Raw genomic sequence first — 14,837 nt, 5'->3', positions numbered from 1 at the left:
GCGGCCCTGACCCTCCGCTTGCGATCCACGGGGAATCACGGCGCGTCGCCTGGGGATATCCGTGTCATGCCTGCGACACACCGAACGTCACCGTTTCCGTCCCCCTCCCTCCCGGGCGGCGGTCCGGGCGGCGGCGGAGGGCCGCTCGGACGCCTCGGCCGCCTCGACCGGGACGCGTTCGAACGGGTCGCCGCGGCCGAACTGCCCGGTCTCGAGGGGGTCCTGCCCCGGCTCTCGCGGATCGCCGACCACGGGGTCCTGTGGTTCGGCGTCGCCGCCGCCCTCGGCGCCTCGCGACGTCCCCGGCTGCGCCGTGCCGCGCTGCGCGGGCTGGCCGGGATCGCCGTGGCCAGCCCGGTCGTCAACCTGATCGGCAAGCAGGCGTTCCGGCGCCGCCGCCCGATCGTGGACCTGGTCCCGCCGGTCCGGATCCGGTGGAAGCCGCCGACCTCGCACTCCTTCCCCTCCGGGCACTCGGCGTCGGCCGCCGCGTTCGCCACGGGAGTGGCGATGGAGGCCCTGCCGGTCTTCGCCGTCCCGATCGCGGGCCTCGCGGCCGCCGTCTGCTTCTCCCGCGTCTACACCGGCGCCCACTACCCCGGGGACGTCCTGGCGGGAGCGGCGGTCGGCGTCCTCGCCTCCCGCGGCACCCGGCTGCTCTGGCCCGCCCGCCCGGCGGTGGCGAAGGTCGCGCACACCGCCACCGAGCAGGTGGTCGTCCAGGGCGGCGGACGCGGAGTGGTCGCCGTCGTGAACATGGCGTCCGGGGCGAACCGGGCGGCCGGCCCGAGCGGCATGGACGAATCGGCGCTGCCCGGCCATGCCGAGTCGGTCGCGAAGGTCCTGGAACGGGAGCTTCCGGATGCCGAAGTCGTCCGGTTCGAGCGCGGCGGCGACCTGGCCGGAACGCTGGACGCGGCCGCCGCCCGCGCCGAGGCCCTCGCCGTCGTCGGCGGCGACGGGACGGTCAACGCCGCCGCCCGCGCCGCGCTCGCGCACAAGGTGCCGCTGCTGGTCGTCCCGGGCGGCACCTTCGACCACTTCGCCCGCGCGCTCGGCATCGAGACCGTCGGCGACGCCGTGACCGCCTACCGGGACGGCCGTCTCGGCCGCGTCGACGTGGGCCGGGTCACGCCCGGCGACGTCGTCTTCCTCAACACCGCGAGCTTCGGCGCGTACACGGCGCTGGTCGCCCGGCGGGAGCGGCTCGAGGGGCGGCTCGGGAAGTGGGCCGCGCTGGCCGTCGCCGCCGTCCGGACGCTGCGCGACTTCGACCCGCACGAGATGATCGTCGACGGGCGCGTGCGCAAGGTCTGGCTCGCGTTCGTCGGCAACGGCGTCTACGACTCCCACGGCCCCGCCCCGACCTGGCGGACGGGCCTGAACGACGGGCTGTTCGACATCCGCGTCGTCGAGATCGCCCGGCGCGTCCCGCGCGTGCGGGCGCTGGCGTCCGTCCTGGGCGGCGGCGTGCGCCTCGCGCCCGGTCTCCGGACCTGGAAGAGCGGCGCCCTGGACCTCACGGACCGGAGCGGGGGGTTCGAGCTGGCCTTCGACGGCGAGATCGCCGATCTTCCGTCCGCGGTCCGCTTCACCGTCGACCCCCGGGCCCTGCAGGTCTTCGTCCCGCTCCGTCCGCACTAGCGGAGGGCGGCTCCGGTCAGCGGGAGGCCGGCCAGGCCGGTCACCACGGGCGAACCGTTCCATGCGGCCGGGCCGGTCACGGTCAGGCGGGGGAAGCGGAGCACGGCCTCCTCCAGAAGGACGCGGATCTCCAGGCGGGCCAGCGCGGCGCCCAGGCAGAAGTGCGGGCCGAAGCCGAAGGCCAGGCTCGGCCCGGACGGGCGGCGCGCGATGTCGAAGTCGCCGGCGTCGTCCCCGAAGGCGGCCGGATCGTGGTTCGCCGCGCCGAACAGCAGCATGACGTGCTCGCCCTCGGCGATCACCGCGTCGCCGAGCGGGACGTCCCGGGTCGCGGTGCGGAGGAAATAGGCCACGGGCGACGTCCAGCGCAGGATCTCCTCGACGGCCGAGGGCAGCAGGCCCGGCCGGTCGCGGAGGGTCGTCCACTGGTCCGGGTTCGCCGCGAACGCGTGCAGCCCGCCGGAGATCGCGTGCCGGGTCGTCTCGTTCCCGGCGACCAGCAGCTGGATCAGGAACATGACCAGTTCGAGGTCGGTCAGCCGGTCGCCGTCCAGCTCGGCCAGGGCGAGCTGGGAGATCACGTCGTCGCGCGGGTCGGCGCGGCGCCGGTGCGCGGTCTCCAGCAGGAACGTCCCGCACTCGACGCGCAGCGCGTTCCGCTCGTCCTCCGGCAGGTCGGACGCGCCGGGCACGATCGCCTCGGTCCAGCGGTGGAACCGCGGCCAGTCCGCCTCCGGGACGCCGAGCAGGAGGCAGATCACCTGCAGCGGCAGCGGGACGGCCAGCTCGGCGACCGCGTCGAACTCGGGCGGCAGGCCGTGCAGCAGGGTGCGGACCCGGTCCCGGACGGCCCCCTCCAGCGCCCGCGTGACGGCCGGGCGGAACGCGGGCGCGACCAGCCCCCGGTACCGGGTGTGGTCGGGCGGGTCGGTGTGCATGATCGTCGGTGGCGCGTCGTAGGAGTGCCCGATCTCCGGGATCAGGATCCCGTCCCGGGACCGGAACGCCTCCGGATCGGACGCGGCCCGGTGCACCTGCGCGTGCGACCCGGCCACCCACAGCGGCAGCGCCGGATGCCGGACCGGGCTCTCCTCGCGGATCCTCGTGTAGAGCCCGAGCGGATGGCCGGAGTGGAACGCGCCGTCCGGGAAGTCCTCGCCGATCACCGCGGGTCTCACCGCAGGATGCCGCTCGGACGTGGGATCCCGGCGGCGTCGCAGAGGGCGAGGTAGGCGTTCAGCGTGGACTCGGCGTCCACGACCCCGCTGATCTGGCCCTCGTCGTCGTATTCGATGAACGCGCCCTGGACCACGAAGAGGACGTCGGTGTCGTCGTCCAGGACGGTCAGCGTATGGACGGACCCGGGCGGCTCGTAGACGTACGTCCCGGCGACATAGTCGATGCCGTACTCGGCGTACCGCCAGCGGCCCGCGAACGTGTGCGCGTGGACGCCGCCCGTGTGCTTGTGCGTGGGCAGCCGGAACCCCGCGGGGAACCGGTTGCGGACGACCCAGGTGTCCGGGGACGCCCGCAGCATCTTCAGCCCCACCGGCCCCGCCTGCACCCAGGGGACGTCGTCGTCGTGGACGTGCCCGACCGCGATCGTCTCAGTCATGGAGCAAACGCTAGGTAGGCGTCATCGCCCGCGCAAGGGTCCGGTTCGTCCGATCACGACCGGGGCGGGGCCGGAGCGGAGCCGGGGCGGAGCCGGGGTGGGGCGTTCAGCGGGTCACGAGCATCCGCAGGACCCGCCAGCGGGCTTGGGCCGCGAACTCGGCACTGTCGTTGACCCGCGGGAACGGGCCGTCCGGCACCGGGACCTCGAGGAATTCGCACAGCGGCTCCCAGCCCTGCTTCACCTCGTAGACCAGAAGCCGGTCGGCCGGGACGGTCTCGATGACCTCGGCCGTGTGCCGCTCGAACTGTGCCAGCAGCTCCGTGTCGTTCATCCGGTAGAAGTCCTGTGCCTCCGGCATGGACGAGGTCATGTCGATGAAAGCGGCGAACCGGGTGCCGAGCAGCGACGACACCGTGTGCAGCGCCCGCCCGGCCGGGCTGTGGTTCCGGGCGTGCTGGGCCAGGATCGTGCTCCGCATGCTCTTCACCCAGGCCCGCGGGTCCCGGACGGTCAGCACGACCTTCGCGTCCTTGTAGTAGGCGGTCGTCTCACGCCAGTAGGCGGCCGAGGGCCAGTCCACCGACGAGCGGTAGCCGCCGAACAGCGTCTCCCAGGGGACGGGCTCGCCGTGCGTCTTGGCCCGCCAGGCCTGGAGCTGGCCGGGGAGCATCGCCTCCAGCATGTGGTGGCAGGGTCCGAAGCCGAGCTGCTCCAGTGCGCTCTTCAGGGACAGGGTGCCGGTGCGCCCGTATCCCGCGCCGATGACGTCCACGTGATGACGGTCACATTCCGTGAAGGGCCGGTCAAGGCGGGCAGGCGGGGCGTGACGGAGACCTGACTGAAGCGAGAGTCTTCGGAGCCCGGAGGGGCATTTCGGATCCGGCCCGGTTCGTCCCGGCCGTGCGGTCGCTCAGCGGGTCCTGAGCATCCACCGGATGGCGCGGCGGGCCTGCGAGGTGAACTGGGCGCTGTCGTTGGTCCGTGGGAACGGAGTGTCCGGCACGGGGACCTCGAGGAACTCGCACAGCGGCCCCCAGCCCTGCCCCACCTCGTAGACCAGCAGCCGCTCGGCGGGGACGGCCTCGACGACCTCGGCCGTGTGCCGCTCGAACCACGCCACCAGCCCCTCGTCGTCCAGCCGGACGAGGGTCTGCAGTTCCGGCAGGGACGAGATCATGTCGAGGATGAGGGCGAACCGGGTGCCGAGCAGCGACGACACCTTGAACAGCGCCTGCCCGGGCACGCTGTGGAGCTGCTCGTGCTGGGCCAGGATCGTGGCGCGCATGCTCTTCACCCAGGACTGCGGGTCCCGGACGCTCAGCACGACCTTCGCCTCCTTGTAGTGGGCGGTCGTCTCACGCCAGTACGCGGCGGACGGCCAGTCCACGCACGAGCGGTAGCCGCTGAACAGCGTCTCCCAGGGGACGGGTCGGCCGTGCGTCTTGGCATGCCATGCCCGGGCCTGGTCGGAGTGCACCACCTCCGCCATGTGGTGGCACGGACCGAAACCGAGCTGTTCCAGTGCGCTCTTCAGGGACAGGGTGCCGGTGCGCCCGTATCCCGCGCCGATGACGTCCACGTGACGACCATCACATTCCGCAAGAAGTCGGTCAAGACGGATGCGGGCCGCATGACGGAGACCCGACCGGAAACGGGATCATCGGAGCCCTGGGGAGCATTTCGGAATGTCCGAAGAGGGATCACTCCTCTCCGCGCCGACGCGATCACCCTCTGGCCCTAGCTCCCTGACCTGCGAAGACGTCCTGATGACGGCTGAGGTCCCGGATCGGTTTACCTCGGGTGAGGTATCTCATTCGGGACGTCCGAAAGTGGGCATTTTGCCGTCGGCTGTGCGTAACGTGGGCCGCCTTGTCCACTTTTTGGGGGTGCGGCCCGGCCATGGTTCGGCATCGGAGGAGGCGTCCGGCACCGAGGGAACGGATGCGCCGATGGTTGCCCGTCATGGTCGGTGTCCCGATCGCGGTCGTGGCGCTCGGCGGCGGGTACGCGCTCGCCGGCGGAGGCGGGACGACCCTGCGGTCGGCCATCGGGACAGGCCTCGGAACCGGCGACGACGGACCGGCGAAACCGGCCAAGGCGCGGCCCGCGGCCGCCGGTCCGCGCGACGGTTCGCGGCAGCTCGCCGCCTACACCACCGAGTTCAAGCCCGGCGAGGCCCGGGTGACGAACATCCGGATCGGCGCGAAGGCCATCGACGGGCACGTCGTCCCGGCGGGCGGCACGTTCTCGTTCAACAAGGTCGTCGGGCCGCGCGGCGCGCGCCAGGGCTACGTGCCCGCGCCGACGATCGTCGGATCCCGCCTCGTGGACGATCTGGGCGGCGGCATCTGCCAGGTCTCCGCCACGCTGTGGAACGCGGTGTTCGAGGCCGGGCTCCAGATGAGGAAGTTCCATCCGCACACGCTGTGGATGGAGGAGTACCCGCAGGGCCGCGAGGCCGCCGTCGCCTGGCCGTCGCTCGACTTCGTCTGGCGCAACGACTCCGAAAAGCCGATCCAGGTGCGGACGCAGGTCACCGGGAACTCGCTCACCGTCTCGCTCTGGGGCACGCCGAAGTACCAGGTGAAGACCGCCTCGTCCAAGCGGTACGCCGTCACCCGCGCCGGGACCTACACCGACGCGAGCCGCCGCTGCGTGCCGATGCCCGGCGGGCCCGGCTTCCAGATCGACGTGTACCGGACGCTGTCCCGCGAGGGCCGGAAGGTCCGCCGCGACCGCTTCCACACCGTCTACCAGCCGGAACCCAAGGTCACCTGTACCGGGCGCTGATCTGCGTACCGGGATCTTCCGGTCAAAGGCGATCAAGTGCGCTACGGTCGCCGACCATGGAGACTCCGGAATTCAGGCGAAGGGACTTCGGCAGACTCGCGGCACTGGGCGTGGGCGGACCCGCGCTGCTGGCCGCCTGCGGTGAGGGAGGCGGCGCGCACGACGCCTCCTCGGTGGCCGCGGCCCGCAGCTGGAAGGTCACCGGGCTGACCCTCTCCGGGATGGGCGGCTTCGACACGACGGTCAAGAGCTTCATGCAGGCGCGGAACATCCCCTGCGGCCAGCTCGCCGTCGTCCGCAAGGGCAGGCTGCTGCTCGCGCGCGGCTACACCTGGAGCGGGGACACCGCGCTGAAGACGTATCCGACGTCGCTGTTCCGGATCGCCAGCCTCTCCAAGCCGATCACCGCGACCGCCGTGCTCCGGCTTATGCAGGAGGGCAAGCTCAAGCCGACCGACAAGGTCGCGACGCTGCTGAAGCTGCCGACCACCGCCGACCCGCGGCTCAAGGACGTCACCGTCCTGCGGCTGCTGCAGCACCTCGGCGGCTGGGACCGCGACAAGTCGCCCGACCCGATGTTCCAGGACGCGAACATCGCCAAGGCCCTGAAGAAGGGCCTGCCGGTCAGCCGCGCCGACATCATGAAGTGGGAGTCCGCGCGCAAGCTCGACCACAAGCCCGGCTCCACCTATTCCTACAGCAACTACGGCTACATGCTGCTCGGCCGGATCATCGAGAAGGTCTCCGGGCAGTCGTACGCGACCTACGTCCAGACGAAGGTGCTCGGACCGCGCGGCATCAAGCGGATGAAGCTCGCGCACGGCCTGACCAGGGCCACCGGCGAGGTGCCCTACTACTCGTCCTACAAGGGCGCGACCGTCTACGACAACAGCGGCAAGCAGGTCGCGTTCCCGTACGGCGGCTTCAACATCGAGAACATGGACGCGCACGGCGGCTGGCTCGCCTCCGCCGTGGACCTGACCCGGTTCGCCCAGATCTACGACGGCGGCACGTCCGTGCTGAACACCGCGTCGGTCTCCCGCGCGTTCGCCAAGCCGGAGACCGGCGTCAACTCCAACGGCTGGTACTACGGCACCGGCTGGATGGTCCGGCCCGTCACCGGCGGCCGCAACACCTGGCACGACGGCAGCCTGGCCGGCACGAGCACCCTGCTCGTCCGCCGCTTCGACGGCCTGACCTGGGCGGTGCTGTTCGACCAGCGCCAGGAGGGCAGCCAGCCGTCCTACGGCGACATCGACGGCGCGCTCCACACGGCCGCGAACGCCGTCAAGACGTGGCCGACGGGCGACCTGTACAAGTCCTACTTCTAGCCCTGTAGGCCGCGGGCGCGGGCGGCGCGCGCGAACTGGTCATCCAGTCGGCGCGGGAACGGCATGATCCGATGCCGTTCCCGCCAGGGCGCGAACTGCCGGACGGCGTTGAAACCGCCTGCCGTGACGATCCGCTCCGCACACGCGCCGAGCGGCCACGCCGGATAGATGTCGTGATGGACGACCTGTACAGGCAGGTCGTCCGGACGACTCGGCGCGACGAGCGTGAACCGGGGCGTCCGGACGCCTTCGGCAGCGGCCATCTCGGCCGCGTAGGCGACCAGCTCGCGAATCTCGTCGTCCGGCCCAGAATGGACGATCAGCCACCCGTCGACAGCGACATCGACGCTTGCAGGCGGATCGACCAGTTCCAGCGGTTTCACCTCGTCGGAGACGGCACGCAGGTACTCCTCATGCGCGCGCGACAGCGACTCACATATATAGGTGACGTCGATCCGCCGACGGACGGCGGGCAGCAGCTTCTCGTAGACAGGCCAACGCAGAAGCCGAGCCAGATGGACGACCCGAAACCCGCCCTCCGGGACTTGGAGCTCGCCGTGGATCCCGGCCGGGAAGGCGTCGATCCACACCTCGTCCGCGTCCACCTCGGCCAGGGACGGCACGACCGGCCACTCGGGGACGACCCGTGTGGCGAACGGCGAGTCCGACACCAGCGTCACAGGCTCGCCGTCCCGGCCGAGCGCGTGCAGCGCGGCCCGGACGCGGGTCAGGTGCCCGAGGCCCGCGCCGCGCGCATAGCAGGCGATCACCTGGACTGAGCACCGGTCTCGGTGAGAACGCGCAGGTAACCGGCCGTTTCGGCGGCGGGGGTGAAGTCGCGGCGGATCCGCTCGGCCGCGGCCGAGCCGAGCTTGGCCAGCTCGGCGTCCGGCGCGGACAGCGCGCGCCGGACCGCGTTCCGGCAGCCGTCCGCGTCGCCCGCCGCGAAGGTGAAGCCGATCTCGTCGTCCGCGACGTCCGCGAGGCCGCCCGCGTCCGAGCAGAGCAGGGGGACGCCCAGCGCGGCGGCCTCCAGGGCCACGTTCGGCATGCCGTCGTAGAACGACGGCAGCGCGACCAGGTCGCACGCCGCGTACACCGACGGGAGGTCGTAGCGCTCCTGGAAGGGCAGCACCGAGTGCGCGAACCGGTCGAGCCGCGCGGTCACCGCCTCGTCCACCTCCCCGGCGAGCACCAGGTGGAACGCGCCGGAGCGCGTGCCGGAAGGGAGCGTGTCGAGCAGGAAGTCCACGCCCTTCTTGGCCTTGAGCTGCCCGACCAGGCCGAGCGTGCGGAGCCCGTCCGCGACGTTCGCCGCCCGCCACTCGTCGGCGCGCCGCCGCTCGGACGGCAGCAGTTCCCAGGACGAGGTGTCCACGCTGTTCGCCACGAACGTCACCCCGGCATCGGGCGCGAGGGCCCTGACCAGCGGGATGTGCGAGCGCGCGACGACGCACACCCGCGCGGACGCCCGCAGCGCGTCGGCCAGCGCGCCGCGCCGCCGCATCGAGAACAGGCCGACGTCGATGTCGTTGCCCCGCAGCAGCGTGACCAGCGAGGCGTCCAGCAGCGAGGCCAGAACGGGCGCGGCCAGCGTCGCGAGCACACCGCCGAACGCCACGACGTGCGTGTACCCGGTCATGCGGGCGGCGGTGAGCTGCGTCCAGAGGCGGCGCAGCGCGTGCTCGGGATCGGCGCCGAGCGGCGCGGTGAGCCGCCGCCCGCCGACCTCCCGCCGCACGTCCCAGGGGACGTCGCGCCTGGTCAGATGGACGAGGTCGATCTCCACGCCGGCAGCGCGCAGCCCCCGCGTGATCCGGTCGCACGACTCGGACATGCCGCCCTTGCTGGGCGGGCAGTGCTCGGTGATCCAGAGGACCCGCGGCATCAGCTGTCCACGAGCCCGTCGTCGCCGGAGTCCCAGTCGCCCCCGGCGTCGCCGTCCAGGTCGTCCCCTTCGAAGTCGCCGGACGCCGCCGCCCAGTCCCCGCCGCCCGGCTCGAACGCGTCGCGATCGTCCCCGTCGAACGACGAGTACCAGGTGTCGCCGCCGTACACGGTCGACATGTGCCGATGGTGCGCGCTGCGGTAGTCGTTCATCCAGGTCGGCTCGTAGACGTCGTCGTTGACCCGCCGCGAACACTCCACGCAGAGGCGGTCGGAGCCGAGGTGCTCGCGGCAGACGCGCCGTCCGCAGGAGGGGCAGACATCGGCGGCGGGCCGCCCGCAGCGGCCCAGCACGAAGAATCCGCGGAGCATAGGGCAGGTGACCGGGCCGTTCCCCGGCGTCGGAGGCTGCATCGGCGGCGTGGTCAACGGGCCCTCCTCGGGGTGGCCGCGGACGTTCGCGGCGGCGTCCAGCGGAACAGCTCGCCGGTGACGGTCAGGATCTGCTCGAGCGCGTGGTCGTCGTCGTCCGCGGACACCTTCGCCGACGCGCGCAGCACCGTCCGGCCGTTCTCCTTCTGCTGGACGCGCACGCCCAGCCAGTCCGGCGCGGGAGGCGCGGGCCGCGCCACCGGCATGCCCTTCGGCAGCCGCCGCGTCGCCCGGACGACCCGGGCCGACCTGGTCTTCACCTTGATCTTGGTCTTGCCGCTCCGGCTCTTCTTGAGGATCCGCCGCTCCCGGACGCGTTCGACGACCGCGAGCTCCAGCACGCTGCCGTCGCGCAGCTCGGCCCGGACGACCAGCCACGGGTCGGTGTAGAAGTTCTCCCGCCCCGACTTGGCCGGCGGGCGCACCTCGAGGTTCCGGGATTCACCGCGCTTGTCCGAGGTCACCGCGCCGCGCAGGTCGGTCGTGACCTGGAGGGGAGCGCCGGGCTCCATGTCCTCCTGGAGGACGCGGAGCACCGGGACGACCACGGTGGCCGCCCGATCGAACAGCCGCAGCTTCCGCCGCGAGAACTCCCGTTCGTGCGCGGCGAGGCTTGTCACGAGCGCCGTCCACTCGGCGGACGGCAGTGCCGTGGAGAACCGCTGCTCCTCCACGAGTTGTCGGTGCAGGGGGTGCAGGCGCTTCAACGCTCTGCGCTGCCTGAGCCAGAACATGCGTCACCACCGATCGACGGGTCGGAAGGACAAACTACGGTAAACACCCGCGAGCCGGGCGCGCGAGTTCTCCCACGTCAGCGTGTCGGCGACGTGCTCCCGTGCACGCGCGCCCATCTCCCGCGCCTGCTCGGGGTACTCCAGCAGCACCCGGACGGCCCGTGCCAGCTCAGCCGGACGGTCCGCCGGGACGAGCCGTCCGTGCTCCCGGTCCGTCATCAGTTCGCGCACCACCGGCAGGTCGGACGCGACGACCGGCGTCCCGGCCGCCATCGACTCCAGCACCTTCAGCGGCGCACACCCCTGGTCGAGGTTGCGGGCGCAGGCGGTGAGCGGCGCGACCGACAGCTCGGCGTGCTCCAGCCAGGCCGCGACCTCCGCGTGCGGGACGGTGAACCGCCACTCCACCCGGTCCTCGACGCCCAGGTGCCGGGCCGGCCGCCGCAGCGGCTTGGCCCGTTTCGCCGGGACGGACGAGCAGACCACCAGCCGCAGATCGGGCAGGTCGGCGAGGCGCGCGAACGCCCGCAACAGCACGTCCAGGCCCTGCCAGGGCTGGAGCGCGCCGACGTAGACGATGTACCGGCCGGGCGCGTCGGCGGGTCTCGGACGCGGCTCCGGGACGTCCGCGCCGTTCGGCACGACGGTGATCTTCTCCTCCGGGACCCCGTACGCCCGGACGGCCAGCGCGTTCACCCGCGACGGCACGATGATCGCGTCCGCCGCCGTCAGGCAGTGCCGCTCCAGTTCGCAGATCTTGGCGAGTGTCCGCTCCGGGATGCCCGGACGGGTGTGCCGCAGCTCGATCGACGGCAGCCCGTTCACCTCGTACACGACCCGGAAGCGGCGGTCCGGCGCGGACACGACGGGCAGCGCGCCCCACGGATCCCGGACGTGGACCAGCTCCAGCGTCCCCGCGTGCTCGGCCACCAGCCCGGCCACCCACGCCGAGAACGCCTCGAACCGGTCGAGCAGGTTCGGCAGGGCGTCCTCGAACCGGACGATCTCCCGCGCTCCCTCGACCTGCCGGGACGGCAGCCGCCCGCCGCCCGTCACGCCCAGCAGCCCGCCGCCGAAGTGCGCGAACAGCTCGTCCGCCATCTCCGCGATGTGGACGGCCGCGCCCTTCGTCGACGGGAACAGGTCGAACGCGAAATACGCCGCGCGATGCTTCATTGCGGTCATACGACGGCCGGCGCGATCTTCCGGTGCCACGCGATCTGGTCGGCGAGGCCCTCCGCGAGGGGGATCCGGGGCGTCCAGCCGAGCAGCTCGCGGGCCAGGGACGGATCGGCCCAGGTCCGGTCGGCGTCACCGGCGACCGGCGCGGCGCTCTCGATCTCGGGCTCGACGCCCAGGATCCGGCCCAGCAGCGCGATCGCCGTCCGCACGGTCACCGGCTCCGGATGCCCGACATTGATCGCCGTCCCGTCCGGCGCCTCCACCGTCATGGCGGCGAGCGTCGCGGCCACGACGTCGTCCACATGCGTGAACGAGCGCGCCTTGCCGCCGTCGCCGAACACCGGAAGCGGACGTCCCGCCAGCGCCGCCTCGGTGAACCGGTGGAACGCCATGTCCGGCCGCTGACCAGGGCCGTAGACGGAGAAGTAGCGCAGGACGACCGTGTCCGGACGCCGCCGGGCCAGCCGCTCGACCTCGACCTTGCTGACCGCGTACGGGCTGGCGGGCGCGAGCGGATCGTCCTCGCGGGTCGGACGGTCCCGTCCCGCCGAGCCGTAGACCGACGAACTGGACGCCACGACCACGCGTCCGCCCGCCGCGGCCAGGACGCGCCGGGACGCGACCACGTTGTCCCGCCGGATGTCGTCCTCGGCGCCCCACGACGAGCGGATCCCGGGCCGTCCGGCCAGGTGGACGACCACATCGGCCGAGGTCAGGGGCATGAGGTCGGCGGACGCCAGGTCGAGCTCGACCTTGGGCGCCGCGAGCCCGTCCCACGTCCGGCGGGCGGTCCCGGGCGCGAGCGCGCGGTCCGGCGCGTCCACGGCCAGCACGTCGTGCCCCGCCCGCGTCGCCGCCTCCGCCACATGGCTCCCGATGAACCCGGCCGCCCCCGTCACCACAACCCGCACCGAAGCACCATATAGACCCGCGAACGGTGCCCGACGTCCGGAAACGCCATGTGCGGGCACCTCGCCCACCGCGCGCGGACACCTCGCCTACCGGGCGCGGGCACCTCGCCCACCGTGTGCGGGCACCTCGCCTATCGGGCGCGGACGACCCGCTTCTCGTCCCAGACCGGCTCGGGCGCCTCGATGACCGACCCGTCCGACCGGAACACCACGAACCGGTCGAAGGACCGCGCGAACCACCGGTCGTGCGTCACCGCCACGACCGTCCCCTCGTAGGACTCCAGGCCCTCCTGCAGCGCCTCGGCGCTCGCGAGGTCGAGGTTGTCGGTCGGCTCGTCCAGCAGGAGGAGCGTCGCGCCGCCCAGCTCCAGCAGCAGGATCTGCAACCGCGCCTGCTGCCCGCCCGACAGCGTCTCGAACGGCTGCTCCGCGCAGAGCTGCAGCTCGTACCGGGCGAGCGCGTTCATCGCGTCGTTCCGCAGCCGCGCGTGCTCGGTCATGACGATCTCGCACGGCGTGCGTCCGGCCAGGTCGGGACGGGCGTGGGTCTGCGCGAACAGCCCCGGCACCACGCGCGCCCCGAGCCGTGCGACGCCCGTGTGCGCCACCGGCTCGACCGGCGTCGCGCCGCGCGGCAGGTCCTCGGCCACGTGCGCGAGCAGGCGCAGGAAGTGCGACTTCCCGGACCCGTTCGACCCGAGCACCGCGACCCGCTCGCCGTACCAGAACTCGGAGCCGAACGGCCGCATCAGCCCGGTCAGCTCCAGGTTCTCGCAGATCACGGCACGTTTCCCGGTGCGCCCGCCGCGCAGGCGCATCTTCAGGCTCTGGTCCTTCGGCGGGACCTCCGGCGGCCCGGCCTCCTCGAACTTCCGCAGCCGCGTCTGCGCCGCCTGGTACCGCGACGCCAGGCCGTCGTTGTAGGTGGCCTTCTGCTTCAGCATGATGACGAGCTGCTTGAGCTTGGCGTGCTCCTCGTCCCAGCGGCGGCGCAGTTCCTCCAGCCGCTCGTTCCGGTCCCGGCGCGCGGCGGCGTACGTCGCGAACCGGCCGCCGTGGATCCAGACCGTCCCGGCCTCCACGGTCACGATCCGGTCGGCCGCCCGGTCGAGCAGCTCGCGGTCGTGCGACACCAGCAGCACCGTCTTGGACGTCTCGCGCAGCCGCTCCTCCAGCCAGCGCTTGCCGGGGACGTCGAGGTAGTTGTCCGGCTCGTCCAGCAGCAGGACCTCGTCCGGGCCGCGCAGCAGCGCCTCCAGGACGAGCCGCTTCTGCTCCCCGCCCGACAGCGTCGACACGTCCCGGTACCGGCACCGCTCGTACGGGACGCCGAGCGCGGCCATGGTGCAGGAGTCCCACAGCACCTCGGCCTCGTACCCGCCCGCGTCGCCCCATCCGGACAGCGCCTCGGCGTACCGCATCTGGGACGGCTCGTCGTCCCGTTCGATCATCGCGAGCTCGGCCGCGTCCAGGACCTTCGCCGCGTCCCGCAGGCGCTGCGGCGCCGTGGTCAGCAGCAGGTCCAGCACGGACGACTCGTCCCGGACGTTCCCGACGAACTGCCGCATCACCCCGAGCCCGCCGCTGTGCGCGACCGACCCCTCCTGGGGCGTCAGGTCCCCGGCGATCGTCCTCAGCAGCGTCGTCTTCCCGGCCCCGTTGGGCCCGACCAGCGCGGCCGTGACCCCTTCCCCGACCCGGAACGACACGTCCTCCAGCAGTACCCGGCCGTCCGGCAGCGTGTGACTGACGTGACCGACCTCGACGTGTCCCATGACCGAGATCCTCCCGAACCCGACCCGCCCGCGGTCAACCACTTTTCCGGCCCGGCCATGCGCATCACGTATCGCACCGGTTCAATTACTGAGCGTGAGGTAAGGTTCGTTCTGTGTGTGCAGTCCGGTTCCAGCAGGTATCCACCCGGCCGTCGGTCCGGGTGCTGCTCCTCCTGCTCGTGCTGGTCACCACACTGATCGCGCCCACCGGGATCACGCTGACCGCCCTGGCGGCCGATCCGGCGACCGCCCAGACCACCTCGTCCGGATGCGGCGACGAAGACGACGACCCCGGCCGCCACAGCGAGCCGTCCGCCGTCCGTCCCGCCAGTGCCGAGCCCGGACGCCCCGGCAGCATCCGCCTCCCGCGCGCCCAGATCCGGGACCTCGCCCAGCCCCTTCCGCTCCCGGTCCCCGCGCCGCGCGCGGCCACCCCGGTCGCGGCGGCGGGCGGCGACGGCCGCGCCCCCGGCGCCGGCCTCCTCATCAGCCTTCGCGTCTCCCGCACGTGATCGTCCTTCGACGGCCGGCCC

15 protein-coding genes are annotated in these 14,837 nt (G+C 72.6%); 4 read left to right on the top strand and 11 right to left on the bottom strand.

The window, feature by feature from the left end; translation table 11 throughout:
• Window positions 1–66 precede the first annotated feature (66 nt).
• Window positions 67–1,644 carry a bifunctional phosphatase PAP2/diacylglycerol kinase family protein gene (locus AB0L06_RS36645; RefSeq protein ID WP_500235791.1) on the top strand — a complete coding sequence of 526 codons (1,578 nt, stop codon included), beginning with the start codon at window positions 67–69 and terminating at the stop codon, window positions 1,642–1,644.
• Here AB0L06_RS36645 and AB0L06_RS36640 read toward each other — a convergent pair.
• From AB0L06_RS36640 to AB0L06_RS36625, 4 genes are all read right to left on the bottom strand, one after another.
• Window positions 1,641–2,822, bottom strand: a complete 1,182-nt coding sequence (locus AB0L06_RS36640; RefSeq protein ID WP_500235790.1) for a cytochrome P450 — start codon at window positions 2,820–2,822, stop codon at window positions 1,641–1,643. The genes AB0L06_RS36645 and AB0L06_RS36640 overlap by 4 nt on opposite strands.
• Entirely contained in the window at window positions 2,819–3,259 is a 441-nt protein-coding gene (locus AB0L06_RS36635) for a 2,4'-dihydroxyacetophenone dioxygenase family protein (RefSeq protein ID WP_500235789.1), read from the bottom strand. Before AB0L06_RS36635 ends, AB0L06_RS36640 begins: the two co-directional genes overlap by 4 nt.
• A gap of 106 nt (window positions 3,260–3,365) precedes the next feature.
• Window positions 3,366–4,034 carry a sulfotransferase family protein gene (locus AB0L06_RS36630; RefSeq protein ID WP_500235788.1) on the bottom strand — a complete coding sequence of 223 codons (669 nt, stop codon included), beginning with the start codon at window positions 4,032–4,034 and terminating at the stop codon, window positions 3,366–3,368.
• 138 nt (window positions 4,035–4,172) lie between these two features.
• Window positions 4,173–4,841 carry a sulfotransferase family protein gene (locus AB0L06_RS36625; protein WP_500235787.1) on the bottom strand — a complete coding sequence of 223 codons (669 nt, stop codon included), beginning with the start codon at window positions 4,839–4,841 and terminating at the stop codon, window positions 4,173–4,175.
• A 383-nt stretch (window positions 4,842–5,224) separates the two neighbouring features.
• Between AB0L06_RS36625 and AB0L06_RS36620 the strand changes: the two genes are divergently transcribed.
• Window positions 5,225–6,052 carry a VanW family protein gene (locus tag AB0L06_RS36620; protein ID WP_500235786.1) on the top strand — a complete coding sequence of 276 codons (828 nt, stop codon included), beginning with the start codon at window positions 5,225–5,227 and terminating at the stop codon, window positions 6,050–6,052.
• A 56-nt stretch (window positions 6,053–6,108) separates the two neighbouring features.
• Window positions 6,109–7,383, top strand: a complete 1,275-nt coding sequence (locus AB0L06_RS36615; protein ID WP_500235785.1) for a serine hydrolase domain-containing protein — start codon at window positions 6,109–6,111, stop codon at window positions 7,381–7,383.
• Here AB0L06_RS36615 and AB0L06_RS36610 read toward each other — a convergent pair.
• From AB0L06_RS36610 to AB0L06_RS36580, 7 genes are all read right to left on the bottom strand, one after another.
• Window positions 7,380–8,153: a hypothetical protein gene (locus AB0L06_RS36610; protein ID WP_500235784.1), complete on the bottom strand. Its 774-nt coding sequence runs from the start codon at window positions 8,151–8,153 to the stop codon at window positions 7,380–7,382. The two genes, AB0L06_RS36615 and AB0L06_RS36610, sit on opposite strands and share 4 nt — an antisense overlap.
• Window positions 8,150–9,271 carry a glycosyltransferase family 4 protein gene (locus tag AB0L06_RS36605; RefSeq protein WP_500235783.1) on the bottom strand — a complete coding sequence of 374 codons (1,122 nt, stop codon included), beginning with the start codon at window positions 9,269–9,271 and terminating at the stop codon, window positions 8,150–8,152. The genes AB0L06_RS36610 and AB0L06_RS36605 overlap by 4 nt, the downstream gene beginning before the upstream one ends.
• On the bottom strand, window positions 9,271–9,699 hold the full coding sequence (locus AB0L06_RS36600) for a hypothetical protein (RefSeq protein WP_500235782.1): 429 nt from the start codon (window positions 9,697–9,699) through the stop codon (window positions 9,271–9,273). The genes AB0L06_RS36605 and AB0L06_RS36600 overlap by 1 nt, the downstream gene beginning before the upstream one ends.
• Window positions 9,696–10,436, bottom strand: a complete 741-nt coding sequence (locus AB0L06_RS36595) for a hypothetical protein (protein WP_500235781.1) — start codon at window positions 10,434–10,436, stop codon at window positions 9,696–9,698. Before AB0L06_RS36595 ends, AB0L06_RS36600 begins: the two co-directional genes overlap by 4 nt.
• A gap of 3 nt (window positions 10,437–10,439) precedes the next feature.
• Window positions 10,440–11,612: a glycosyltransferase family 4 protein gene (locus AB0L06_RS36590; protein ID WP_500235780.1), complete on the bottom strand. Its 1,173-nt coding sequence runs from the start codon at window positions 11,610–11,612 to the stop codon at window positions 10,440–10,442.
• A 5-nt stretch (window positions 11,613–11,617) separates the two neighbouring features.
• Entirely contained in the window at window positions 11,618–12,529 is a 912-nt protein-coding gene (locus AB0L06_RS36585; RefSeq protein WP_500235779.1) for an NAD-dependent epimerase/dehydratase family protein, read from the bottom strand.
• Window positions 12,530–12,660: 131 nt separating this feature from the next.
• Window positions 12,661–14,304, bottom strand: a complete 1,644-nt coding sequence (locus AB0L06_RS36580; RefSeq protein ID WP_500235778.1) for an ABC-F family ATP-binding cassette domain-containing protein — start codon at window positions 14,302–14,304, stop codon at window positions 12,661–12,663.
• Window positions 14,305–14,417: 113 nt separating this feature from the next.
• Here AB0L06_RS36580 and AB0L06_RS36575 point away from each other — a divergent pair, with 113 nt between their 5' ends.
• On the top strand, window positions 14,418–14,816 hold the full coding sequence (locus AB0L06_RS36575; RefSeq protein ID WP_500235777.1) for a hypothetical protein: 399 nt from the start codon (window positions 14,418–14,420) through the stop codon (window positions 14,814–14,816).
• Window positions 14,817–14,837 lie beyond the last annotated feature (21 nt).

It is taken from the genome of Spirillospora sp. NPDC052269 (genome assembly GCF_040679435.1).
Classification (GTDB): Bacteria; Actinomycetota; Actinomycetes; order Streptosporangiales; family Streptosporangiaceae; genus Spirillospora.
This window is presented reverse-complemented; position numbering and strand designations above follow the sequence as displayed.

What these genes read in the sequence shown, in the direction of transcription:
- AB0L06_RS36580 (WP_500235778.1), bottom strand. Translation starts at nt 14,304, where the DNA reads ATGGGACACGTCGAGGTCGGTCACGTCAGTCACACGCTGCCGGACGGC.
- AB0L06_RS36595 (WP_500235781.1), bottom strand. Translation starts at nt 10,436, where the DNA reads ATGTTCTGGCTCAGGCAGCGCAGAGCGTTGAAGCGCCTGCACCCCCTG.
- AB0L06_RS36590 (WP_500235780.1), bottom strand. Translation starts at nt 11,612, where the DNA reads ATGAAGCATCGCGCGGCGTATTTCGCGTTCGACCTGTTCCCGTCGACG.
- AB0L06_RS36635 (WP_500235789.1), bottom strand. Translation starts at nt 3,259, where the DNA reads ATGACTGAGACGATCGCGGTCGGGCACGTCCACGACGACGACGTCCCC.
- AB0L06_RS36615 (WP_500235785.1), top strand. Translation starts at nt 6,109, where the DNA reads ATGGAGACTCCGGAATTCAGGCGAAGGGACTTCGGCAGACTCGCGGCA.
- AB0L06_RS36620 (WP_500235786.1), top strand. Translation starts at nt 5,225, where the DNA reads ATGGTCGGTGTCCCGATCGCGGTCGTGGCGCTCGGCGGCGGGTACGCG.
- AB0L06_RS36605 (WP_500235783.1), bottom strand. Translation starts at nt 9,271, where the DNA reads ATGCCGCGGGTCCTCTGGATCACCGAGCACTGCCCGCCCAGCAAGGGC.
- AB0L06_RS36645 (WP_500235791.1), top strand. Translation starts at nt 67, where the DNA reads ATGCCTGCGACACACCGAACGTCACCGTTTCCGTCCCCCTCCCTCCCG.